13 protein-coding genes, 1 tRNA gene and 3 pseudogenes are annotated in these 25500 nt (G+C 57.0%); 8 read left to right on the top strand and 9 right to left on the bottom strand.

Going from position 1 to position 25500, the window contains the following annotated elements; all coding sequences use genetic code 11:
* Nucleotides 1–19: 19 nt before the first annotated feature.
* The 4 genes from yejM (at nt 20) to eco (ending at nt 4016) form a co-directional block, all read left to right on the top strand.
* Nucleotides 20–1780 (top strand): LPS biosynthesis-modulating metalloenzyme YejM, encoded by a 1761-nt coding sequence (gene yejM, locus ABOC21_RS07395; RefSeq protein ID WP_426814099.1) that lies wholly within the window; start codon nt 20–22, stop codon nt 1778–1780.
* Nucleotides 1781–1856: 76 nt separating this feature from the next.
* A tRNA-Pro gene (locus ABOC21_RS07390) sits at nt 1857–1933 on the top strand.
* A 295-nt stretch (nt 1934–2228) separates the two neighbouring features.
* Nucleotides 2229–3338 carry an AI-2E family transporter gene (locus ABOC21_RS07385; protein ID WP_426814098.1) on the top strand — a complete coding sequence of 370 codons (1110 nt, stop codon included), beginning with the start codon at nt 2229–2231 and terminating at the stop codon, nt 3336–3338.
* A 186-nt stretch (nt 3339–3524) separates the two neighbouring features.
* Nucleotides 3525–4016, top strand: coding sequence for a serine protease inhibitor ecotin (gene eco, locus ABOC21_RS07380; RefSeq protein WP_426814097.1), 492 nt, complete (start codon nt 3525–3527; stop codon nt 4014–4016).
* 46 nt (nt 4017–4062) lie between these two features.
* Here the strand turns inward: eco and mqo are convergent.
* Nucleotides 4063–5695 (bottom strand): annotated as a pseudogene (gene mqo / locus ABOC21_RS07375) (malate dehydrogenase (quinone)).
* Nucleotides 5696–5965: 270 nt separating this feature from the next.
* Between mqo and ABOC21_RS07370 the strand changes: the two are divergent.
* Nucleotides 5966–7213: a SulP family inorganic anion transporter gene (locus ABOC21_RS07370; RefSeq protein ID WP_426814096.1), complete on the top strand. Its 1248-nt coding sequence runs from the start codon at nt 5966–5968 to the stop codon at nt 7211–7213.
* Here ABOC21_RS07370 and mgtE read toward each other — a convergent pair.
* From mgtE to ABOC21_RS07340, 6 genes and pseudogenes are all read right to left on the bottom strand, one after another.
* Nucleotides 7176–8612, bottom strand: a complete 1437-nt coding sequence (mgtE, locus tag ABOC21_RS07365; protein WP_426814095.1) for a magnesium transporter — start codon at nt 8610–8612, stop codon at nt 7176–7178. The two genes, ABOC21_RS07370 and mgtE, sit on opposite strands and share 38 nt — an antisense overlap.
* 150 nt (nt 8613–8762) lie before the next feature.
* Nucleotides 8763–10407, bottom strand: a pseudogene (locus tag ABOC21_RS07360) (multidrug ABC transporter permease/ATP-binding protein).
* A 75-nt stretch (nt 10408–10482) separates the two neighbouring features.
* The gene (alkB, locus tag ABOC21_RS07355) at nt 10483–11133 is read right to left on the bottom strand and encodes a DNA oxidative demethylase AlkB (protein ID WP_426814094.1); all 651 of its coding nucleotides are present in this window, start codon (nt 11131–11133) and stop codon (nt 10483–10485) included.
* A pseudogene (gene ada / locus ABOC21_RS07350) lies at nt 11133–12195 on the bottom strand (bifunctional DNA-binding transcriptional regulator/O6-methylguanine-DNA methyltransferase Ada). Before ada ends, alkB begins: the two are co-directional and overlap by 1 nt.
* Nucleotides 12196–12267: 72 nt before the next feature.
* Nucleotides 12268–13320, bottom strand: coding sequence for an FAD:protein FMN transferase ApbE (gene apbE, locus ABOC21_RS07345; protein WP_426814093.1), 1053 nt, complete (start codon nt 13318–13320; stop codon nt 12268–12270).
* 102 nt (nt 13321–13422) lie between these two features.
* Nucleotides 13423–14517, bottom strand: coding sequence for a porin OmpC (locus ABOC21_RS07340; protein ID WP_426814092.1), 1095 nt, complete (start codon nt 14515–14517; stop codon nt 13423–13425).
* 771 nt (nt 14518–15288) lie between these two features.
* On the opposite strand from ABOC21_RS07340, the gene rcsD reads away from it, so the two are divergent.
* Together rcsD and rcsB are read left to right on the top strand one after the other, a co-directional pair.
* Complete coding sequence (rcsD, locus tag ABOC21_RS07335) at nt 15289–17943, top strand: phosphotransferase RcsD (RefSeq protein WP_426814091.1); 2655 nt, start codon at nt 15289–15291, stop codon at nt 17941–17943.
* Nucleotides 17944–17959: 16 nt separating this feature from the next.
* On the top strand, nt 17960–18610 hold the full coding sequence (rcsB, locus tag ABOC21_RS07330; protein ID WP_426814090.1) for a response regulator transcription factor RcsB: 651 nt from the start codon (nt 17960–17962) through the stop codon (nt 18608–18610).
* Nucleotides 18611–18703: 93 nt separating this feature from the next.
* On the opposite strand, the gene rcsC is transcribed toward rcsB, so the two are convergent.
* Nucleotides 18704–21547, bottom strand: coding sequence for a two-component system sensor histidine kinase RcsC (gene rcsC, locus ABOC21_RS07325; protein ID WP_426814089.1), 2844 nt, complete (start codon nt 21545–21547; stop codon nt 18704–18706).
* A 152-nt stretch (nt 21548–21699) separates the two neighbouring features.
* A complete protein-coding gene (gyrA, locus tag ABOC21_RS07320) occupies nt 21700–24339 on the bottom strand; it encodes a DNA topoisomerase (ATP-hydrolyzing) subunit A (RefSeq protein ID WP_426814088.1) in 2640 nt (879 codons plus the stop codon).
* Between the two features lie 394 nt (nt 24340–24733).
* On the opposite strand from gyrA, the gene ubiG reads away from it, so the two are divergent.
* Nucleotides 24734–25462, top strand: coding sequence for a bifunctional 2-polyprenyl-6-hydroxyphenol methylase/3-demethylubiquinol 3-O-methyltransferase UbiG (gene ubiG, locus ABOC21_RS07315; RefSeq protein WP_426814087.1), 729 nt, complete (start codon nt 24734–24736; stop codon nt 25460–25462).
* Nucleotides 25463–25500 lie beyond the last annotated feature (38 nt).

Below are 25500 nucleotides of genomic sequence, written 5' to 3'. Positions count from 1 at the left end.
GGATAACCAACAACTTTATATGGTGACTCTTCGTCAGCCCTACCGAGAAAAAGTCTCCCAGATGGTCAGCTGGGGGCACTGGTTCGCCCTGTTCAACATGTTGTTGGCTATGGTGCTCGGTAGCCGCTATCTTTTTGTCGCCGACTGGCCAACGACGCTGGGGGGACGCATTTTTTCGTACGTCAGCCTCGTTGGTCACTTCAGTTTTCTGATCTTTACCAGCTACGTACTGATCCTCTTTCCGCTGACCTTTGTCGTGATATCACAGCGGCTGATGCGCTTCCTGTCGGTCATTTTGGCTACCGCAGGAATGACGCTGCTGCTGATTGATAGCGAAGTTTTCACCCGCTTCCACCTGCATCTCAACCCTATCGTCTGGGAACTGGTTATCAACCCGGATCAGAACGAGATGGCGCGTGACTGGCAGCTGATGTTTATCAGCGTGCCGATTATCTTCCTGCTGGAAATGCTCTTTGCGACCTGGAGCTGGCAGAAGCTGCGCAGCCTGACGCGTCGCCGCCGCTACGCGCGCCCCGTCGCCTGGTTTTTCTTTATCTCTTTTATCAGCAGCCACCTGATCTATATCTGGGCCGATGCGAATTTCTATCGTCCGATTACCATGCAGCGGGCGAACCTGCCGCTCTCCTATCCGATGACGGCGCGGCGCTTCCTTGAGAAACACGGCCTGCTGGACGCCCAGGATTACCAGCGTCGGCTGGTGGAACAAGGCGCTCCGGAAGCCGTCTCCGTACAGTATCCGCTGAGCGATCTGCGCTATCGCGATCTCGGCGCCGGCTATAACGTGCTGCTGATTACCGTTGATAACCTGAACTACTCGCGTTTCGAGAAGAATATGCCGGAGCTTGCCGGCTTCGCGCAGGGCAGCGTCAACTTTACCCAGCATATGAGTTCGGGCAACAGCACCGACAGCGGTATTTTTGGCCTGTTCTACGGTATTTCACCGGGCTATATGGATGGCGTGCTGTCGGCCCGTATTCCGGCGGCGCTGATTACCGCGCTCAACCAGCAGGGCTATCAGCTGGGCCTGTTCTCTTCCGATGGCTTCAGCAGCCCGCTCTATCGCCAGGCGCTGCTGTCCGACTTCTCGCTGCCGGTCGCTAAAACGCAAAGCGACGAGCAGACGGCAAACCAGTGGATTGGCTGGCTGAATCGCTACGCTCAGGATGAAAACCGCTGGTTCTCGTGGATTTCGCTCAACGGCACCTCGCTTGACGACGGCCAGCAGCAGAACTTTCTGCGCCGCTATAACCGCGCGGCGGGCGAGGTCGATACGCAAATCGGCCGGGTGCTCAGCGCCCTGCGCGAAGCGGGCAAGCTGGATAACACGGTGGTTATCATCACCGCTGGTCACGGCATGCCGCTTAATCCTCAGCACGGCAAGTTTGACTGGTCGAGAGATCGGCTGCAGGTTCCGCTGGTGATTCATTGGCCGGGCGTTCCGGCGCAAACTATCGCGACGCTGACCGATAACAAAGATGTGATGACCACGCTGATGCAGCGACTGCTGCACGTCTCCACCCCGGCGAACGAGTATTCGCAGGGTGAAGACCTGTTTAGCCCCGCGCGTCGCCGCAGCTGGGTCACCGCGGCGAACGGCGATACGCTGGCGGTCACCTCGCCGGAAGCCACCGTGGTGTTGAACCACAACGGAACCTACAGCACCTGGAATAGCGACGGTAAGAAGATCGACAATCGCAAACCGCAGCTCAGCCTGCTGCTGCAGATCCTGACGGATGAAAAGCGCTTTATCGCTAACTAATTGATTAATTATGAATCAATCGGTCGTTCCCCCGCTTGCATTCGCCTGGGGAACGGGTAATATTACCGCCATGCGTCGGCACGTAGCGCAGCCTGGTAGCGCACCGTCATGGGGTGTCGGGGGTCGGAGGTTCAAATCCTCTCGTGCCGACCAAATCACTCTGAAAAACCAGCCTCTTATGGCTGGTTTTTTTATGCCTGTTTTTCATACGGGGGAGTTAATGGGGTGAGCCCGGACAATAACCCCATACTTCGTCGCTATTCCTGCGTAGCAGAAGCTATAAAATATCCCATTGTCGATTCGTTTCGTGTGCCCGAAAGCTGACGCGAAGCCGCCCGCTGCGCCGCTCTTGAGCCACGCAGCAAAATAAACTGCGATACCGCTGATTGTAAATCGGGGAATAGCTTCTATCATTCGACTGTATCAGTCATACGCCAGGAAGATAAATATGAGAGTTAACGGAATTACTAAGGGATTTTTTATCCTGATTTTACTGATAGTCAGTCTTGCCTTTTTTGACGTCCTTTCTCCCTATTACTCAGCCATTCTGTGGGCGGCGATTCTGGCCGTGATCTTCAATCCGGTGAAGAACAAGATCCGCGGCAGGCTTGGTGAACGCAATGGTCTGGCCTCGCTGCTGACCGTGGTGATTATCTGCCTGATTGTCTTCACCCCGCTGGCAATTATTTTCTCCTCGCTGGCGCTCGAGCTAAACATGGTTTACACCAGACTCGAGCATAATGACACCCAGTTTCCGGCGGTAGTGGCGAGCCTGTTTGCCCATCTTCCGGAGTGGGTCAGAAGCTTCCTCTCGGAGCATAATCTCGACAGCGCCGATCAGATTCAGAAGCAGCTCTCAGACGCGGCGCTAAAAGGCGGCCAGTACCTCGCCGGCAGCGCATTTCTGATTGGCAAGGGGACGTTCGGCTTTACCATTAGCTTTGGCGTCATGCTGTATCTGCTGTTTTTCCTGCTCAAAGATGGTCCGTATCTGGTGATGCTGATCCTGGAGTCCCTGCCGCTGTCTAATTACGTTAAGCAGCACCTGTTTGCTAAATTTGCCGCCGTCGCCAGGGCCACCGTCAAAGGCACCGTCGCCGTCGCCCTGGTCCAGGGCATCCTGGGCGGAATAGCCTTCTACGTCGTCGGGATTGACGGCAGCATTTTGTGGGGCGCGATCATGGCGTTTCTGTCGCTGATCCCGGCGGTAGGTTCAGCCATCGTCTGGGTTCCCGCGGCCATTTTCCTCTTCGCCACCGATCAGCTATGGCAAGGGGCGTTTGTCGTCGGTTTCTTCGTGATTGTTATCGGGCTGGTGGACAACATTCTGCGTCCGCTGCTGGTGGGTAAAGATACCAAAATGCCGGACTACATGATTCTGATAGCCACCCTCGGGGGGATGGAGATTTACGGCATTAACGGCTTTGTGATCGGCCCGCTGATCGCTGCGCTGTTTATCGCCTGCTGGAATCTGCTCTCGGGGCGCGAACACGCCGGCAATACCGATGAAATTGACGAAGAGTTTATCGAGGAAGGCAAGCTGAACCGCGATGAGTAAGCAATTTTGCCCAAAAAGAGAATAAATCTTGAATTAAGATTATTCCAGGTAATTATCCATGCATCATGACAATAGGTCGGAATATAACGCCATTTTATATGAAAGTATTGGTAAATAACTCTTACCAATAAAGAAAACAGTGATAGTCTTTTAGCGTTGAAAAACGATAACAAAGGATGATCGATCGTGAACAAAATCGCTACGTTTGCTGTTTCCCTGCTGACCGTTGCCTGCGTCTCCGCCAGCGCACTGGCCGCCGAACAGCCTCTGGAAAAGATTGCGCCCTACCCCAAAGCGGAGAAAGGCATGAAACGTCAGGTGATCCAGCTGCCGCCGCAGCAGGACGAATCGGCCTATAAAGTTGAGCTGCTGATTGGCCAGACGCTGGAGGTCGACTGCAACCACCACCGCCTCGGCGGTCAGCTGGAGAGCAGAACCCTCGAGGGTTGGGGCTACGACTATTACGTTTTCGATAAAGTGACGTCGCCGGTTTCGACCATGATGGCCTGCCCGGACGGGAAGAAAGTGCAGAAGTTTGTTACCGCAGGACTGGGTGATGCCGGCATGCTGCGTTACAACAGCAGGCTGCCGGTCGTGGTTTACACGCCGGATAACGTAGAAGTGAAGTACCGTATCTGGCGCGCAGACGAAACGGTCAGTAGCGCCGTCGTACGCTAATCGCGGGCGACAAGAAACCGGCGGCCAGGGCCGCCGGTTTTGCTTTCTACAGCGCGATATCCGCGATCGGCTTGCTATCCGTCAGCGGCTTCAGCTCCGCCTGAGGAGCCTTATCCGCCGCTGAGGCCGGCTCATAGCGCAGCCTGCAGGACCTCGCTGGTCCACGCCAGCGCCTGCTCAATCGCCGCGGAGTTGCCGTCAAGACGCAGACCATAAGAGGGAATAATCTCTTTCAGCTTCGCCTGCCAGGCGGCTGAATGCACCTTATCCTTAAACACCTTTTCCATCAGTTGCAGCATAATCGGCGCGGCGGTCGAGGCGCCGGGAGAGGCGCCCAGCAGCGCCGCAACGGTACCCTCATCATCGCTGACCACTTCGGTTCCCAGACGCAGTACGCCCTTCTTACCGTTGCGCTTAATGATCTGCACGCGCTGGCCGGCCTGCCACAGGCGCCAGTCGCCTTTATTCGCTTCCGGATAGTATTCGCGCAGCGCCTCGTGACGATCTTTATCTTTCTGCATCACCTGACCAATCAGGTATTTCACCAGATCGAAATTATCCAGACCGACGTTGAGCATCGGCAGAATATTTGACGTGTTGGTCGATGCCAGCAGATCCCACAAAGAGCCGTTTTTCAGGAAGCGGGTGGAGAAGGTGGCAAACGGCCCGAACAGCACCACTCGCTTGCCGTCAATAATACGCGTATCGATATGCGGCACCGACATCGGCGGCGCCCCCACCTCGGCCTGGCCGTAAACTTTTGCCAGATGGTGGTTAACCACCTCCGGGTTTTCACATACCAGGAACTGGCCGCCAACCGGGAAGCCCGCATACTCTTTCGCCTGGGGAATACCGGTTTCCTGCAGCAGCGTCAGCGCCGCGCCGCCGGCGCCGATAAAGATAAATTTGGCTTTAATAACCCGCTTCTGGCGGCGGTTGTTGGCATCCGCCAGCGTAACCGTCCAGCTCTTGTCGGCGTTGCGCTTGAAGCGGCGCACAACGGTGCCCAGCTGTAAGGAAAAATTCGCGTGGGTCTGCAGACCGGCAATCAGCTGACGGGTAATTTCGCCGTAGTTGACGTCGGTGCCGACCTCGGTACGGGTCGCGGCAACCTTTTGCAGCGGGTCGCGCCCTTCCATTACCAGCGGCGCCCACTCTTTAATCTGCTGATGATCTTCGGAATAGCGGATACCGCGGAACAGTTCGCTCTGCTGCAAAGCGGCGTAGCGCGCGCGCAGGAAGTTGACGTTATCTTCGCCCCACACAAAGCTCATGTGCGGTACGCTGTTGATAAACGATTTCGGCTTACTCAGGATGCCGCGCGTGACCTGGTGGGCCCAAAATTGACGAGAGATATGGAAGGATTCGTTGATATCGACCGCTTTGTCGATGTTGATCCCGCTGGCGGTCTGGGGCGTATAGTTCAGCTCCATCAGCGCCGCATGCCCGGTACCCGCATTATTCCAGCCGTTCGAGCTCTCCTCCGCAACGCTGAACATCTGCTCGACCATGGTAATAGACCAATCCGGCTCCAGTTCCTGCAGCCAGGTTCCCAACGTGGCGCTCATGATGCCGCCGCCAATCAACAGTACATCCGTCTCTTGCTCATGGCGGGTGTTGGTCCGAGGTGTACTTGAACCAACCGCCGGTGAGCTGGGTACGGCCATCTTTTTCTTCATCGAATTTGAGCCTTACTTTACTCGCTTTTTTATTTAGCGCAGGTGACACGATTATCAGGAATCAAAGTAACACTGAAGATAAAAAAATTAAATATTGTTTAAAATTTAAGTTGAGTTTTGAGATCTGTTATAAAAATGTTTAATAAATGTGTACCATAAATCACATTTTGTACTGGTATAAGCGGCGCGGCCGCGCTATCATCCCTCGTTTTGTGACAGACCGCACGCAAGACTCGTCCCGGCTTAAACTAACCTGCGAACTTCCTATCTATGTCTCAGGCTTCAGACCACGCTACGCCCGCTGCAACAGGCGCTATTCGCCACGTACTCCGTTCGCCGTCGCTGCTCACCCGAGAGGCCCTGGCTGGCGTTCTGACCGCTCTGGCTCTGATTCCGGAGGTGATCTCCTTCTCGGTGATTGCCGGCGTTGACCCCAAGGTCAGCCTGATGGCTTCCGTTGTGCTGTGCCTTGCGATGTCGGTACTCGGCGGCAGGCCGGCGATGGTTACCGCCGCCGCCGGGTCGGTGGCGCTGGTGATTGGGCCGATGGTGCATCAATACGGCGTCGGCTACATACTGCCCGCCGTCATTTTGGCCGGTATTATTCAAATTTTGTTTGGTTTGGCCGGCATGGCACGACTGATGCGCTTTATTCCGCAGGCGGTAATGACCGGCTTCGTCAACGCGCTGGGGATTTTGATCTTCTTCGCCCAGGTCCCCCATTTCTGGAGCAGGCAGCCGCTGATCCTCGGCCTGTTCGTGCTGACGCTGCTGATTGTCCTCTGGGCGCCGCGCTATATTAAAGCGATCCCCGCGCCGCTGATTGCCATTGTGGTATTAACCCTGTTTACCGCCACCACCGGGCAGCTGCTGCCTACCGTGGGCGATGAAGGCTCGATGAGCGGCGGGCTGCCGGGCTTCACCGCCCTGCTGGTGCCGCTCAATCTCGACACCCTGCAAATTATCTGGCCCTGCGCCCTGAGCATTGCCTTTGTCGGCTTGATGGAGTCGCTGCTGACCGCCAAACTGGTCGATGATCTGACCCACACGCCGTCCAGCAAAGCGCGCGAGAGCGCCGGGCTGGGAATCGCCAATATCCTCGCTGGGTTCTACGGCGGGATCGCCGGCTGCGCGATGATTGGTCAGACCATTGTTAACGTTGAAATGGGGAAAGGCCGCAGCCGCGTCTCTACCCTCGCCGCCGGCGCGGTGCTGCTGCTGCTGGTTACCGTGCTGAGCGACGTGATGGCAAAAATTCCGATGGCGGTACTGGCCGGAGTGATGGTCATTGTGGCGGCAAAAACCTTCAGCTGGCACAGCCTGCGCCCGGCCGAGCTAAAGCGTAATCCGTGGCCGGAAACGCTGATTATGCTGGTGACCGTCGGCGCAACGGTGGGCACCAGCAATCTGGCAATTGGCGTGCTGGCAGGCCTGGTGGCGATGGCGCTAATCCCACGCAGGCTGCGCAGCGGAGCGCCGGCTACATCAGGAAAATCGTCGCCAGACCGAGAAAAATAAAGAAGCCGCCGGTATCGGTGATGGCGGTGATCATCACGCTGGAGCCGACGGCCGGATCGCGTCCCAGCTTCACCATCACCATCGGGATAATCACTCCCATCATCGCCGCCATCAGCAGGTTCAGCATCATCGCCAGCGTCATCACGGCGCCGAGCTGCGGGTCGCTGTAGAGCCACCAGGTCACGGCGCCCATAATCCCGCCCCACACCAGGCCGTTAATCACCGCAACCCCCATTTCGCGCAGGATCAGGAACGAGAAGCTTCCCGGCTGAATATGCTGCAGCGCCATCGCGCGTACGATCATGGTGATGGTTTGATTGCCGGTGTTACCGCCGATCCCGGCGACGATCGGCATCAGCGACGCCAGCGCCACCAACTGCGAAATGGTGTGCTCAAAGCCGTCGATTACCCGCGAGGCGATAAACGCGGTGCACAGATTGACCGCCAGCCAGGCCCAGCGCGTTTTCACCGCTTTACTTACCGGGGCGAAGACGTCGTCATCGTTGCTCAGGCCCCCCATCCGGCGTAAATCGTTATCGGTCTCTTCGTAGACCACGTCCACGATTTCATCGATGGTCAGACGCCCCATCAGCTTGCCGTCGGCATCAATCACCGCGGCGCTGAGTAAGTCATCGCGTTCGAAGGTGCGCGCGACCTTTTCCGCATCTTCATGCGGCTGGAAGGTCACCGGATCGCCTTCCATCACTTCCCCTACCCGCTTCTGCGCATCGTTGAGCAGAATAGTTTGCAGCTCCAGCTCGCCAAGCAGCAGCTTATTGCGGGTGGTAACAAACAGCTTATCGGTGTTTTCCGGCATTTTGCCTAACCGTCGCAGGTAGCGCTGCACCGCGGCGAGCGTGGCCTCCGGACGGACGGTGATAATCTCGAATTCCATGATTGCGCCGACGGTATTGTCGGCGTAGCGCATCATCTGGCGAATACGCGCGCGCTTATCCGCCGGCAGCGTCGCCAGCAGGCGTCCGGTCAGGTCGCGCGGCAGGTGTTGCAGGAGATAGACCTGCTCATCAATATCCAGGTTCTGCAGGGCGAAAAGCAGTTCATGATCGCTCATCTTATCGATGAGATCGCCCCAGACGCTTTCCGACGCCTCAAGCAGCACTTCGCCGCGCTTATCATCGGCAACCAGCCGCCACAGCGCGTTACGCGCGTCGTAAGGCAGCGCTTCCAGCGCATCCGCAAGGTCCGGCGGCGGCAGGTGGGAAACCAGCACTTCCACTTCCGCCAGATCGTCGGCAAGGGTGCCGTCGTCATAGCGTTCGGCCAGCGTTAATTTGCCCAACAATGAGGAGGTAACGGCTTTATCGGTGCTCAGCAGCCAAATGAGGCGAGCGCGCTCTTCGTCGCGCAATCTGGCGCTTTTTTTATGCAAAACGGACATCGGTCAGGCAATCCTTGTGAGAATAGTTGGCCGACCAGCAGGCCAGGTGCCATAAGCATAGCGCGAGGAGGGGGAAATAATAACCGCCGGCAGGTTCGTCCGGCGGAAAAATCAGCAATAGCGCCCGCCGCTGGCCGGCAGGCGCGGATTTCAGGCGGTACGGGAGACCGCATCGCGGGTCGCCAGACTCGCGCTCTTCGCCCGTTAGTTCCGCCAGCTGGCCGGCGCGCATCTCCAGCAGGCGGTCGGCATGCTGGAAATAGTGATCGTCGTGGCTGATGGCGAAAATGGTTTTGCCCATCTGCTGCATCAGCGGCAGCAGCACCTGATAAAACTCGCGGCGGAAGTGCGGGTCCTGATCCGCCGCCCACTCGTCAAGCAGGATGATATCGCGGTCTTCGGCCAGGGCCAGCAGCAGCGCCACGCGCTTTTTCTGCCCCTTCGATAGCTTCAAATCGAGGATCTTGCCGTTATCCAGCCGCAGCTTGTGGGTCATTTTCAGGTGCGCCATCCACTGGTTCACCCGCGCGGGATCGGCCTCTTTCCCCTCCGGCCCCAGCAGCTGGTCAAACAGCCAGACATCGGTAAATACCGCCGAGAACAGCTTACGATAATCTTCCGGCCGGTCTACCGCTAGCGCCTCGCCGTCCAGCAGGATTTCGCCGGAGGCGGGCTGATACAGCCCGGTCAGCAGCATCGCCAGCGTCGACTTGCCGCTGCCGTTGCCGCCAATCAGGAACACCAGCTCGCCGCGTTTCAGGGTCATATTAATGGGCCCGACGGCGAAGCTGTTGTCCGGATAATGGAAGCTGACGTCGCGCAGCTCCAGCGTTTGCCAGTGCGGATGCGCCTGCGGCCGCGGGAATTCGGCACGATACGGCGCCAGGGAGAATTTGTGCAGCTTATTGAAGGCCACCTGGGCGCTGAGCAGCGTCGGCAGTGCGCCAACGGCCGAAAGCAGCGGCGTGCGCAGGAACAGCAGGGTCAGAGAGTAGGTCGCCGCCACCGCGGTATCCGCCCAGCCCAGGCCGTTGGCCATCCAGAACACCAGGCCGATGGCGCCAAGCATCATAATATTCGACCAGTTCACCGCGCTGAGGTGGAAGGTGTCGGCGCGGATAATATGGTGCCGATACTCGCGTGCGTCCGGCAGATAGAGCTGGTTGAACACGTATTCGGCGCGCTCGCGGTTGAGCGTCAGTTCCTTGCGCCCTTCCAGCACAGTCTGGTAGTCATGGTACAGCTTGTCTTCGGTTTCCCGCAGCGTCGCCATATGCTTATAAACGCGCGCCACCAGCACAAATCCGCCCCAGATGGTGATCGCCATCCACAGGGCGGTCACCAGCATCATTTTTCCCGACAGCCACGCCAGATAGGCGGCGGAGCCGAAGGTCAGGATAATGCCCTGCACCAGCTCGGGCAGGCGCACAAAGGCAATGGTAATGTTGCGTACGTCGCTGGTTAGGCCGGCAAGCAGCGAGGCGCTGCCGATCTTCTCAACTTTCTCGATTGGGGTGTCGAGGATGCGCTTAATGAACTCCCCGCGCAGGCGGAAAACAAAATGGTGCCCAAGGGTCGTCAGCGCCAGCTGCGATCCCAGCGTCACCGCCATCAGCAGTAGCAGCAGGCCGAGAAACTCCGGCAGCACCATCAGCGAGGTATCAACAATGGTCATCAGCCGCAGGTTGATGAAGGCAATAAGCCCGATCCCCAGCGCCGCGCTGAGCAGGCTCAAGGCAATGACGGAAATAAACGGCCAGCGATACTGGCGCCAAACGAGAAGCAAAAGTTCCATAACAGGCAATCCGGGCAAGCAAAACAGCCAGCAGTGTAAACTGCTCGCCGATGACATCAAGAATAATTCTTATTTTTATTCTTTATCGCCTGCCAGCCGGAAGGTGAGGTTGTAGCGACAGGCGCCGGTGTCCGGATGGTCACCCTCTTTCAGCGGCTGAACGCCGTGATAGAACAGCCGCGACTCGCCGCCCCAGACCACCACGTCCCCATGTTCCAGCAGCACTCTGCGCAGCGGATCGCTACGCTGCAGGCCGCCGAACTGAAATACCGCCGGCAGCCCCAGCGAGACGGAAACGATCGGCGCGCGCAGATCGCGTTCGTCCTTATCCTGATGCAGGGAGAGCTTCGCCCCGAGCTGATAGCGGTTGATCAAGCAGGCGTCAGGCGCAAAGCCCGCGTAGCCGCAGGCGAGCGCCGCCTCCGCGGCCAGCTGAGCGAAGATCGGCGGCATCGGCGGCCAGTCGCGCCCCGTGAGCGGATCGCCGGGAGCATACAGATAGCCGTGCATATTGGTCGTCCAGCCCAGCGGCCCGCAGTTGGTCATCGCCACCGACATGGTATAGCCGCCGGGCGTAATCATCTGGCGAAACGGCGAAACGTCGGCAACGCGCAGGAGCGCCTGCAGCAGGGCCGGGGCGCGCTGGCGGGCGAAGCGCCGCAGAATAACCGCCCCGGGCGCCAGCAGTTCCTGCCACGGGGGCGTATCGGCAAAAAGATCGAGCATCACGACTCCTCGGTTTGTGCTTCCCGGGCCAGCAGACTGCGCTTTGCGGGCGGTTCCCCAGCGATAGCCGGACAGCGCCCCGCCTTCACGGACCACCCGGTGGCACGGAATAACGATAGCCAGCCGATTGGCGGCGCAGGCTCCCGCCACCGCCCGGACGGCGCGCGGCTGACCGATGCTTTGCGCAACCTGGCGATAGCTGCGCGTTTCGCCCGCCGGGATCTGACGCAGAGCCTGCCAGACCCTCTGCTGAAAGGCGGTGCCGCGAATATCCAGCGGCAGGTCGAGCGCCTGGCGGCTATCGTCAATATGGGCAAAAATCTGCGCTACCCGCGCGAAAAACTGCGCGTCGCCGGGCAGAAGCCGGGCGTGAGGAAACAGGCGGCGCAGCTCGTCCAGCGGCGCGTCGCCCTCGCCGGGCAGGACGGCGCATATTCCGCGCTCGCTTTGCGCCACCAGGCAGCGGCCAATCGCGCAGTCGCCGAACGTATAGACGATATCGGTATCATCCCCGCCGCGGCGAAACTGGCTGGCGGTCATGCCAAGCACGGCATCGGCCTGCCGGTAATAGCTGCTGCCGTCGGGAAAACCCGCGGCCAGCACCGCCGGGGTGACCTTTTCCCCTTGCGCCAGCGCATCCCGTAAACGCCGCGCGCGCCACGCCTGCTGCCAGGCCTTCGGCGTCATGCCGGTGACGGATTTAAATAAACGGTGGAAGTGGTACGGGCTGAGCGCCAGCTCGCGGGCCAGCGCTTCGAGGGTTATCGGCGCTTCCTGCTCAAGCAGGCGGCAGGCCCTGGCGACTTTCTCGACCTTCTGCCGCTGCGGGTCGCTTTTGTCCGGCTGGCAGCGCTTGCAGGGGCGAAATCCGTCGGCGACGGCGCCAGCCACATCAGGGTAAAAACGGACGTTTTCCCGCAGCGCCCGCCGCGAGCGGCAGGAGGGGCGACAGCACACGCCGGTGGTCAGCACGGCAAACACAAACTGACCATCGGCGCGGGCATCACGATCGCATACCGCCTGCCAGCGGCGGTCATCGGTATCAGCAATAATCGGTTTCATCATCGGCTCCTGCTTTAAGTGTATAGCCAGTCTGCTTTATCGCCCGCCGAATAAAACCCGAAATCTTGCTGTTTAATTCTTTTCGCCAACCAGGAAGGTGCGGAACTGCGGCGACATCCAGGTTTTAAACCCCTCCCCCTCTTTGACAATCATATAGACCGCCAGCCCCTGCTCTTTCACCACCTCCTGCGCCTTCTCCGTACCGAGCACCATCAGCCCGGTATCCCAACCGTCGGCTTCCAGCGCCGTCGGCGCAATCACCGTCACCGAGACCAGCTTATGGTCGATCGGCCTTCCGGTTTGCGGATCGATCACGTGCGAGATCCGTTTGCCATCCAGCTCGTAATAGTTGCGGTAGCTGCCGGAGGTGCTGATACCGTGGCCGTTGATATCGACTATGGCCTGGACGGCATTTTCGCGATCGGTCGGCTTTTGGATCGCCACCCGCCACGGCTGCCCGTCGGCGTTCATCCCCCGGCTGACCAGCGCGCCGCCGACGGAAACCAGATAGCGAGAAATGCCCTCCTGCTCCATCAGACGCGCCAGACGATCGGCGGCATAGCCCTCGCCTACGGTCGACAGATCGACAAACAGATCCGCGATATCCTTCTGCAGATACTGACGATCCGCACGGTTAATCACCGTCAGATGCTGCAAGCCCGTCCGCGCTTTTGCCGCCGCGATCTGCTGAGGATCCGGCGTTTTTACCGGCTGCTTATCCGGGCCAAAACCCCACAGATTGACCAGCGGCCCGACGGTAATATCCATCGCGCCGTGCGTTTTCGCGCCAATGCGCAGCGACATGGTGACGATATCGGCCATCGCTTCGCTGACCGGCCACGGTTCAGTGGTGGTGGCGTGGTTAAATTGCATCAGCGCCGAATCGTTTTTCCAGGTGGAAAGCAGGCGGTCGTCGGCGTCCAACTGGACCTGTACCTTCTGGCGCAGCGCCTGGGCCTTAGTTTCATCCACGTCAATGACGCTGACCCGCCAGAATGTGCCCATCGTTTTGCCATCCAGCACGGTCGCGGCGCTCTTGGGTGTCGCAGGAGAAGTGGCTGAATCACAGCCGGAAAGAAGTACGCAAACGCCGAGCAGCGCGGCGCGGAAAAAAGTGATATCCATAAAATAGGTTCCTCTTGCTAAGGCAGCAAGAGTACACCAGCCTGCTTAAACGAGGCATAAAAAAAGGCGCCATAAGGCGCCTTTTTCGAGACTTCAGCGTGCTTAGAACTGGTAAACCAGGCCCAGAGCGACGATATCGTCGGTAGAGATACCGGCGTTACGAGTGAAGCTGTTGTCGTCCAGCAGGTTGATTTTGTAGTCAACATAGGTGGACATGTTTTTGTTGAAGTAGTAGGTCGCGCCCACGTCAACATATTTCAGGATATCCTGGTCGCCGTAGCCTTCCAGATCCTTACCTTTAGACTGCAGGTAAGCAACGGACGGACGCAGACCGAAATCGAACTGGTACTGTGCAGCAACTTCGAAGTTCTGCGCTTTGTTAGCAAAGCCCAGGCTGCCAGCGCGGGTTGCGTTGTAGGTCTGAGTGTACTGAGTTGCCAGGTAGATGTTGTTCGCATCGTATTTCAGACCGCCGGTGTAGGTTTCAGCATATTTGCCGTCGCCCAGCACGCCAGCTGCGTTCTGATCGTCGGTACGTTTAGAGTGACCGTATGCGAAACCAGCGCTGATGCCATCCCAGATATCATAAGTAACGGAGGTGCCGAAACCGTCGCCGTTCTGTTTGTTCCAGCTACGACCGTTGTTGGTCTGGCCTTCGCCGCTGACGCTGCCGTTTTTACCCTGATACTGCAGAGCAAAGTTCAGGCCATCAACCAGACCGAAGAAGTCAGAGTTACGGTAGGTTGCAACGCCGTTAGCACGGGACTGCAGGAAGTTGTCAGAACCGTAGGTGTCGCCGCCGAATTCCGGCAGAACGTCGGTCCAGGAAGTTACGTCGTAAACAACGCCGTAGTTACGACCGTAGTCGAAAGAGCCCGCGTCGCCGAATTTCAGACCGGCGAATGCCAGACGAGTCCACGCCTGATCGCTGGAGCTTTCAGTGTTGTTCGCCTGAACGTTGTATTCCCACTGGCCGTAACCGGTCAGCTGGTCGTTGATCTGGGTTTCGCCTTTCACGCCGATACGCATGTAGGTCTGGTCGCCGTCAGCGCTCTTGTCGTCAGAGAAATAGTGCAGGCCGTCGATTTTACCGTACAGGTCTAATTTGTTGCCATCTTTGTTATAAATTTCAGCCGCATTTGCTGCGCCTGCTACCAGCAGAGCCGGTACCAGGAGGGACAGTACTTTAACTTTCATGTTATTAACCCTCTGTTTGTTATATGCCTTTTATTATGCCACTGCTTACTGATTACCCTTCTAATCAGTCGGCTATATTCATTGTGCTGTAAAATGCAGAATAATCCAACAAGAATATGATACGAAAACTTCTAAGGTGTTTCAAAATGCGCACAAGATGTTTCAATTTGTAAACCAAAGGGAACTTTTCGCCACAATGAAAAATCGAAAAATAAGCACCAATAATCAAGAAAATAATTTTTTTAATTTATAATCATATGGTTACACCACCACTCAGGTATAGCACTGAATGACAAAACAAAATCGTCACCTGCGACTAGAATAACTCTCGCTATCATCATTAACTTTATTTATTACCGTCATTCAGTTCTGAATGTCTGTTTACCCCTATTTCAACCGGATGCTTCGCATCCGGTTTTTTTTACCCTTTTTTACATAACTTTAATTATACCTGTGCCAGCCGCGATAAAAATAACGGTTATTAATCAATCACTCCGCTCATAAGAAAGTGCTTATCCGGGTAATTTCTTGTTATTTCGTGCTATTCCCTGAAGCTAATCGGAAAATACCTGTACAGAATCAATCCCGCTGTACATTTTTTATTGTTACCTCTCCTTTAAGATAAATCCCAAAGCTAAAAAGCGCGGAAGGCCATTCTGTAGTATGGATTTGATAAATTAGCCTTTATACTGCTTAGCGAATTCACTCTGCTACCAGCTACCTTGGTGCAACATCCTGCTTACAAACATTGATGAGTCGCACTGCTACACGATGACCCAGAAAAAATTCACCCTGATGCCTGGCAGCATCACCCGTTTCTTCATTTTAATGGTCATCGTCCTGCTGGCGACGATGAGCGTGACGCTGCAAAGCGCGGTCAACGCCTGGTTAAAAGAGAAAAGCTATCAGGTTGTCGACGTGAGCCATGCGCTGCATAAGCGTATCGATGCGTGGCGCTATGCCACCTGGCAAATTTACGACAATATTGCCGCCACCTCCTCCGGCGCCGCCGGCGAAGGTCTACAGGAGACGCGATTAAAGCAGGATGTCTATTATCTGGAAAAGCCGCGGCGTAAAACCGAGGCGCTGATTTTCGGCTCTCATGACAGCTCAACCCTGGAAATGACGCAAAAAATTTCCAACTACCTCGATATTCTGTGGGGCGCGGAGACCATTCCGTGGTCGATGTACTATCTCAACGGGCTGGATAACAGCCTGATTCTGGTTTCGACCCTGCCGCTCAAAGACCTCTCTTCCAGTTTTAAAGAGTCGACGATCAGCAGCGTGGTGGAGTCCCGCCGCGCGGAAATGCTGCTGCAGGCAAATACGCTCGACGAACGCGAAACCTTCTCGTCGCTGCGCCAGCTTTCATGGCAAAACGGCCACTATTTCACCTTGCGGACCACCTTCAACCAGCCGGGCCACCTGGCCACCGTGGTCGCCTTTGATCTGCCAATTAACGATCTGATCCCGCCCGGCATGACCCTGGACAGCTTCCGCCTTGAGCCTGACCCTTCGCAGAGCGCGACCGGTAATCCGGATAAAGAAGAGTCTGATAACGTCAGCATCAACTTCAACGGCACGCGGATTGAAATTACCACCGCCATTAATACCACCGGGATGCGTCTCGTTTGGGTGGTGCCATTCGGCACTCTGATGATCGAGTCGCTGCAGAACGTCCTGCTGCCTCTGCTGCTGATTATCGGCCTGCTGGCATTGACCCTGTTTGGCTTCACGACCTTTCGCCACTACAGCGGCCGTAGCCGTCAGACCGGGACGAGCGTCGTCGCAGCCAGCGGCGAGCATCGTACGCTGCGGGCAATAAACGAAGAGATCGTCTCGCTGCTGCCGCTGGGGCTGCTGGTTCACGATCTGGAAGCTAACCGCACGATTATCAGCAACCCCATCGCCGATCATCTGCTGCCGCATCTGAACCTGCAAAATATTACCAATATGGCGGATCAGCATCAGGGCGTGATTCAGGCGACGGTGAACAACGAACTGTATGAGATTCGCCAGTACCGCAGCCAGGTCGCGCCGCGAACGCAAATCTTCATCATCCGCGATCAGGATCGGGAAGTGCTGGTAAGTAAAAAGCTCAAGCAGGCCCAGCGCCTGTATGAAAAAAACCAGCAGGGCCGCACCGCGTTCATGCAGCATATCGGCGCCGCGCTGAAGCAGCCCGCCCGCAGCCTGGCGGAAGAAGCCGCCGCGCTCGGCATCGCCGAAAGCCGCAGGCTGGCGCAGCACGCGGATGAGCTGGTGCAGCTGGTTGACGAAATTCAGCTGGCAAACCTGCTGGAAAGCGATAGCTGGAAGAGCACGCCGGACCGGTTCTCGATTCAGGGACTGATCGATGAAGTGGTGCCAGAAGTGCTGCCCGTGACGAAGCGCAAAGGCCTGCAGCTGCTGATTAACAACGCCTTACCGGCAAACGAGCAGCGCTACGGCGACCGCGACGCGCTGCGCCGCACCCTGCTGCTGCTCATTCAGTACTCGGTGACCACCACGCAGATCGGTAAAATCACCCTCGAGGTGAGCAAGGACGAATCCGCGGACGATCGCCTGACCTTCCGCATTCTCGATACCGGCAACGGCGTATCGGCAAACGAAATCGATAACATGCACTTCCCGTTCCTGAACGATACCCAGGCCGATCTCTACGGTAAGGCCAATGCGCTCACCTTCTGGCTCTGCGATCGGCTGACGCGCAAGCTCGGCGGCCAGATGAATATCAAAGCGCGCGAATCTCTGGGCACCCGCTACTCCCTACATCTCAAAATGCCGGCCAGTGAAGAAGAGAGCGACACCGGCGAACATCTGCTGGACGACGTGGTGGTACTACTTGATATTACCGCTAACGAGGTCCGAAAGATCGTCACCCGCCAGCTCGAAAGCTGGGGAGCGAGCTGCATTACGCCGGATGAGAGGCTGACCAGCCAGGAATACGATCTCTTTTTAACGGATAATCCGTCTAATCTTACTGCTTCGGGCTTGCTTTTAAGCGATGATGAGGTCGGGATACGAAAAATAGGTCCAGGCCAACTGTGCGTCAATTTCAATATCAGCGCGGCCATGCAGGAAGCGATTCTGCAACTGATTGAACAGCAGCTGGCGGAAGAAAACGTTCAACCTGCCCCTCCGGGAAGCGGGAGCAACGCCGAACTGCACGCCAGCGGCTATTACGCGCTGTTTGCCGATACGGTTCCGGATGATGTTAAGAGACTGTATACTGAGCTGGCAACAAGCGATTTAGCTGCGCTGGCCCAGACTGCGCACCGCCTCAAAGGGGCGTTTGCTATGCTTAACCTGGTACCCGGCAAACAGTTATGTGAAACGCTTGAGCATCTGATTCGCGAAAAAGATGCGCAAAGCATAGAAAAATACATCAGCGACATTGACGTTTACGTCAAGAGCTTGCTGTAGCAAGGTAGCCTAATACATGAATACTATGAACGTAATTATTGCCGATGACCATCCGATCGTACTGTTCGGTATTCGTAAGTCACTCGAGCAAATTGAGTGGGTAAACGTTGTCGGCGAGTTTGAAGACTCCACTGCACTTATCAATAATCTGCCGAAATTAGACGCCCATGTGTTGATTACCGACCTGTCCATGCCTGGCAATAAATACGGCGACGGGATCACGCTGATCAAGTACATCAAGCGCCATTTCCCGGATCTGTCGATCATTGTTCTTACCATGAACAACAACCCGGCGATCCTCAGCGCGGTACTGGATCTGGATATCGAAGGGATCGTACTGAAACAGGGCGCGCCGACCGATCTGCCGAAGGCGCTGGCGGCGCTGCAGAAAGGCAAAAAATTCACGCCGGAAAGCGTTTCGCGCCTGCTGGAAAAAATCAGCGCCAGCGGCTATGGCGATAAGCGCCTGTCGCCGAAAGAGAGCGAAGTTCTCCGCCTGTTTGCCGAAGGTTTCCTGGTAACCGAGATTGCCAGAAAGCTCAATCGCAGCATTAAAACCATCAGTAGCCAGAAAAAATCGGCCATGATGAAGCTCGGCGTAGAAAACGATATCGCCCTGCTGAACTACCTCTCTTCCGTTTCGCTGAGCGCCACCGACAAAGAGTAACGTTCGGCTTCCCGGATACGGCGCGGCCGTCATGCGCCATATCCGGGGCAACGACCCGCTCTGAACGGGCCGCGTCCGCGAAAAGTCCTCGCCCTATTCCCTGCTCTTACGCACCCGCGCGGCGTACAGCGCCAGGGTTTGCTTGATAATATCCAGCGTCACAGGTTTGGAAAGACAGCTATCCATACCCGATTCGAGGCAGCGCTGCTTCTCTTCCGCCAGCGCGTTGGCGGTAACTCCGATAACCGGCAGCGTCATACCCAGCTCGCGAATACGCTGCGTCAGGCGATAGCCGTCCATATTCGGCATGTTGACGTCGCTCAGTACGATATCAATATGCTGCTTGCTCAGAACGGCCAGCGCATCAACCCCATCGTTCGCCGTCACGCACTGATAGCCCAACGATCCGAGCTGGTCGGCCAGCAGCCGGCGGTTGATCGGATGATCGTCTACCACCAAAATCATCATGTCGTCGTGGTTGACCGTCTGCGCTTCCGGCGCGGATAGCGCCGGACCGTGCTCGGCGCTCGCCACCTCAATTCGCAGGATCCGTCCCAGCAGCGGCAGCAGCTCGTGCGGCGTCGTGACGCTATGCAGCCACTCTCCCGGCGCGCGCTCCAGCGGAATGCCGATATGTCGACGGCAGAAAATAATAGCCGCTGCCCCTGGCCAGCCGGTGCAGGACTCATCATCGGTGAGCAAAATATCGTCGGCTCCCGGCGCCTCGCCGGCATAGTTTTTCACCTTAACCCCGTGGTGATTGAGCAGCGAGGTGATAAACATCATCAGGGCGGTGTTGTGAACGGCGAGCCAGCAGCATTTTTCCGTCAGGCCATCGGCAATCAACGGCGCACCATTTTGCACGCCGTACAGCGGAATACGGATGGTAAAGCGGCTGCCCATACCGGGCTCGGTTTCTACGGCAATATCGCCATCCATCATGCTGATGAGCTTCTCGCAAATCGCCAGCCCAAGGCCCGTTCCCTGGAAATTGCGCTGAACGCCGGTGCCGACCTGGAAGAACGGGTCAAACAGGCGCACCACTTCTTTTGCCGGGATCCCCTCCCCGGTATCGCGCACGCTGATTTGCAGATAATCGCCGGCGCACTGAACGTGCAGGATGATGCAGCCGGTATCGGTAAATTTGATGGCGTTGCTCAACAGGTTAGAAATGACCTGCTGCAGACGCATCGGATCGCCGGACATCACCTGCGGAACGTCGGGTTCAATAAAGCAGTACAGCCCGAGCTGCTTGCGCACCACCAGCGGCAGATAGTTCGCCGAGATATGGTTCATCACCTCCCGTGGCGAGAACTCGCTCGGCTCGATTTTCAGTTGTTCGGACTCAATTTTCGAGAAATCCAGAATATCGCTGATGATCTTCAGCAGCAGGCTGGAGGAGTTGTTCATCGCCGTTACCAGACGATCGACGCCTTTCGGCAGCTCTTTGGTCTGCAGCAGGTCGAGGTTGCCGATAATTCCATACAGCGGCGTGCGCAGCTCGTGGCTCACCGTCGCAAGGAACATCGATTTCGACTGGCTGGCCTGCTCAGCGGCCTGCGCCATCTCCTGCAGCGACTCTTCCATTTTGACGCGGGCGCTGACGTCCACCAGCACGCAGATGGCCACGTTTTCGTTGCGGTAGCGCGAGTGAACGAAGCTGATTTGCAGGTTAGTATTATTGCTGGTCAGGACATCGACGAAATTGACCTGCTGGCCGCAGATAATCTGCGTCAGCCTCTGCCGGTCCTCATGGGTCAGCATATTGAGGTAGTTATGCGCCAGCTCGTTACTCAGAATATTGGTGCCGTCGAGAGTGCGTAGAATACAGATCCCCACCGGCGCCGAGGCGACAATCTTACGGTTAAACTGCTCGTGCTCCTCGAGGCGCTGGGCGTCATTTTCCGCCGGGATAAAGATCCGCCGCTCGTACATTCGCGCGAGGGCGAAAAGCAGCACCCCGGTCAGGATATTGAGGACTATCGCATTGAGGATCAGCATCCGGATACGCTCGAGAACCTGATCGACCGATACCGAGTAGACGATGCTCAGGGAGGATGGCGGCAGGCTCTTCTTCATGGCCAGCTCGCGGAAGCCGGAGGTATAGCCGAACCAGATCCGCTCCTGCATCCAGCGGGCCTCGCCCTTGATTTTCGCCTCCGGGCCGGCGAGGGAGATGAGCGGCTGGCCGTTATCGTCAAGGATCGTGACGTTCATCGGCAGGCTTCCCGGCGTGAAGAAACTCTCCATGCGCAGGGTTTGTTCGACGCCGAGCATCGCCTGCAGGCGGTTGGCCATGTACACCGGCGTCAGGGCATAGAAATAGCCGATGCCGGGACGCACGCCCTGGCTAATCCAGAACAGATTGCTGCCGCGTTCGTTTTGCGGGGCGTCGCGATACTGCTCGATACGCTGATACAGCACTTTCAGCGCCTGATCCCGCTCCAGCGGCATCTCGCGCAGGCCGAAGTTCGCCATGCACAGGTTATCGCTGCCAATTAAGAAGATACGGTTGAGATCGTAAGCCGCGGAGAAATTATCGCGCCAGTAGCGCATAAACCACGCCAGCGACTGCAGCGAATTGCGCCAGGTGCCGCTCATTGCTCCGCAATCTGAATCCGGATAGAGCGGTTCGAAATCCGGAACCGCGATGTCGCCATTTGGCACCGGCGACGCGTCGCCTTCACGGCCGCCGCTCCGATTGCCGGCAACGTACTTCAGCTCTTTAATAACGTCGGCCGTGCGCTGGATATAGCGCTGCGCCTGATCGGCGTTGAGGTTAAACTCCTGACGAATCTCCGACTCCCGGTCATGCAGCGCGTTAACAATATAAAACACCGACACGAAAGCAATCAGCATCCACAGCAGGACCGCCAGCGCCCGGAACAGGTAGCGTGAAACTTTTAGCGTGGTATGAAAAGAAGCAAGATATTTCAATGTGGCGATGCTCGGCCGTCAGGGACTCAACAGAATGGGGTTAAGGTAGCGGTAAACAGGTTTTGTCGCAACGTTATACTCTCTGGATTACCCGCGCCGGGCAAATAAAAAGGCCGGGGTATTCCCGGCCTTTTTCGCACCATTACCGCAGATTATTCATCATCTTCGGCGATGTCATCATCAGCGTCAGCATCGGTTTCCGGCGCGATATCGTCATCGCCTTCCGCCACGCTGCCGTCGATGGCATCCAGCTCTTCGTCATCGACCGGTTCAGCAACGCGCTGCAGGCCGACCACGTTTTCATCTTCCGCTGTGCGGATCAGAATGACGCCCTGAGTGTTACGACCCACGATGCTCACTTCCGATACGCGAGTACGCACCAGGGTGCCCGCATCGGTGATCATCATGATCTGATCGCAATCATCCACCTGTACCGCCCCCACCACGGCGCCGTTACGCTCGGTCACTTTGATCGAGATAACGCCCTGAGTGGCGCGGGACTTGGTCGGATACTCTTCCGCCGCCGTACGCTTGCCGTAGCCGTTCTGCGTAACGGTCAGGATCGCGCCTTCACCGCGCGGAATGATCAGGGAGACCACTTTATCTTCACCCGCCAGCTTGATACCGCGCACGCCGGTGGCGGTACGGCCCATGGCGCGGACCGCGCTCTCTTTAAAGCGCACCACTTTACCGGCGGCAGAGAACAGCATCGCTTCGTCGTTGCCGTTGGTCAGGTCAACGCCAATCAGCTCGTCGCCTTCGTTCAGATTCACGGCAATGATGCCGGCTGAACGCGGACGACTAAACTCGGTCAGCGCCGTTTTCTTCACGGTACCGCTGGCGGTTGCCATAAAGACGTTGACGCCCTCTTCGTACTCGCGTACCGGCAGAATGGCGGTGATACGTTCATTGGCTTCCAGCGGCAGCAGGTTGACGATTGGACGCCCGCGGGCGCCACGGCTGGCTTCCGGCAGCTGATAAACCTTCATCCAGTAGAGACGGCCGCGGCTGGAGAACAGCAGGATCGTATCGTGGGTGTTGGCCACCAGCAGGCGGTCGATAAAGTCTTCTTCTTTAATACGCGCGGCCGATTTGCCTTTGCCGCCGCGACGCTGCGCCTCGTAGTCGGTCAGCGGCTGGTATTTCACGTAGCCCTGGTGAGACAGCGTCACCACAACGTCTTCCTGGTTAATCAGGTCTTCGATGTTGATGTCCGCGCTGTTGGCGGTGATTTCGGTGCGACGCGGGTCGCCGAACTGTTCGCGCATCGCTTCCAGTTCTTCACGAATCACTTCCATCAGACGGTCGGCGCTGCCGAGGATATGCAGCAGTTCAGCGATCTGTTCGAGCAGCTCTTTGTATTCGTCGAGCAGTTTTTCATGCTCAAGGCCGGTCAGCTTCTGCAGACGCAGATCCAGAATCGCCTGGGCCTGCTGTTCGGTCAGATAGTATTGACCGTCACGCACGCCGAACTCCGGCTCCAGCCACTCCGGACGCGCGGCATCATCACCGGCACGTTCCAGCATCGCCGACACGTTGCCCAGATCCCAGGACCTGGCAACCAGCCCGGCCTTGGCTTCAGCAGGCGTCGGCGCGCGGCGGATAAGCTCGATGATCGGGTCGATGTTGGCCAGCGCAATCGCCAGCGCTTCAAGGATATGCGCACGATCGCGGGCTTTACGCAGCTCGAAAATAGTACGACGGGTGACCACTTCACGGCGGTGGCGCACGAACGCGGAAAGAATGTCTTTCAGGTTCATGATCTTCGGCTGACCGTGGTGCAGCGCAACCATGTTGATGCCGAAGGAAACCTGCAGTTGGGTCTGGGAGTAAAGGTTGTTAAGAACCACTTCCCCCACCGCGTCACGTTTGATTTCAATCACGATGCGCATACCGTCTTTATCAGACTCGTCACGCAGCGCGCTGATCCCTTCCACGCGTTTATCTTTCACCAGCTCGGCGATTTTCTCGATCAGGCGAGCTTTGTTCACCTGATACGGAATTTCATGCACGATGATGGTTTCACGACCGGTTTTCGCGTCGGCTTCCACTTCCGCGCGGGCGCGAATATAAATTTTGCCGCGGCCGGTACGGTAAGCCTCCTCAATGCCGCGACGGCCATTAATAATGGCGGCGGTCGGGAAGTCCGGACCCGGGATGTGTTCCATCAGGCCTTCGACGGAGATGTCCTCATCGTCGATATAGGCCAGACAGCCGTTAATCACTTCCGTCAGGTTGTGCGGCGGAATATTGGTCGCCATCCCGACGGCAATACCGGACGAACCGTTTACCAGCAGGTTGGGGATTTTTGTTGGCATGACGTCAGGGATGCGCTCCGTGCCGTCATAGTTATCAACGAAATCAACCGTCTCTTTTTCGAGGTCGGCCATCAGCTCGTGAGCGATTTTCGACATACGGATTTCCGTATAACGCATCGCTGCGGCGGAGTCGCCGTCGACAGAACCGAAGTTACCCTGGCCATCGACCAGCATATAACGCAAGGAGAATGGCTGCGCCATACGGACAATGGTGTCATAAACTGCGGTATCACCGTGAGGGTGATATTTACCGATTACGTCACCAACGACACGGGCGGATTTTTTATAGGCTTTGTTCCAGTCATTGCCCAATACGTTCATGGCGTAAAGTACGCGACGGTGTACCGGTTTCAGTCCATCTCGGACATCCGGCAGCGCACGGCCAACAATGACCGACATCGCATAATCCAGATACGAGCTCTTCAGCTCTTCCTCAATGTTGACCGGTGTAATTTCTCTCGCAAGGTCGCTCATCTAACCGCTATCCCTCTACTGTATCCCGGATTCAAAGGTCGCAAATTATAACACAGCCGCGGTGATACCGGTAAACCTATACCCAATGAATTTCGTACCGCATCAAGGCGGCAAACGCAGGAGTCCCGATGAGCTCACCGTGGTGAGTGATTCGGGTGAGTGCGTAAGGCCAACGAAGAGGCGATGCGAAAGGCGACGGGTATACCCAATGAATTTCGTGCCGCATCAAGGCGGCAAACGCAGGAGTCCCGATGAGCTCACCGTAGTGAGTGATTCGGGTGAGTGCGTGAGGCCAACGAAGAGGCGGTGCGAAAGGCGACGGGTATAGACGGTTTATTCATGGCGCTCTGCTGATATACTCGCAGGTCTGAACTGAAAAGGAGTAAAAGCGCTCATGAATGCCGAAAAACCGCCGGTGGCCCACAACGTTGATCATAATGAAATCGCTAAATTTGAAGCCGTCGCCTCGCGCTGGTGGGATTTAGAGGGCGAGTTCAAACCATTACATCGCATCAACCCGCTGCGTCTGGGCTATATTGCGCAGCGCTCCGACGGCCTGTTCGGCAAAAAAGTGCTCGACGTCGGCTGCGGCGGCGGCATTCTTGCCGAAAGCATGGCGCGGGAAGGCGCAACGGTCACCGGGCTGGATATGGGCTTTGAACCGCTGCAGGTGGCGAAGCTGCACGCGCTGGAAAGCGGCGTTCAGGTGGAGTATGTCCAGGAGACCGTCGAAGAGCACGCGCTCAAGCACGCGCAGCAGTACGACGTGGTGACCTGTATGGAGATGCTGGAGCACGTTCCCGACCCGCAGTCCGTCGTCCAGGCCTGCGCGCGGCTGGTGAAGCCCGGAGGCCAGGTCTTCTTCTCAACCATCAACCGCAACGGCAAAGCGTGGCTGATGGCGGTAGTCGGCGCCGAATACGTGCTGAGAATGGTGCCCAAGGGGACCCATGACGTGAAGAAGTTCATCAAGCCGTCGGAGCTGCTCGGCTGGGTAGATCGGACAAATCTGAAAGAGCAGCATATTACCGGCCTGCATTTCAATCCGCTAACCAATACCTTCAAGCTGGCGCCGGGCGTAGATGTTAACTATATGTTGCATACAACGGCGAAAAACGCATAACGTCAGCTGTTTTTCATATGATGATTGCGCGGTATCAA

The sequence above is a fragment of the Klebsiella sp. WOUb02 genome, assembly GCF_050058015.1.
Classification (GTDB): domain Bacteria; phylum Pseudomonadota; class Gammaproteobacteria; order Enterobacterales; family Enterobacteriaceae; genus Klebsiella.
The sequence above is the reverse complement of the archived record's forward strand: the minus strand, read 5'-3'. Positions and strand labels throughout refer to the sequence as shown.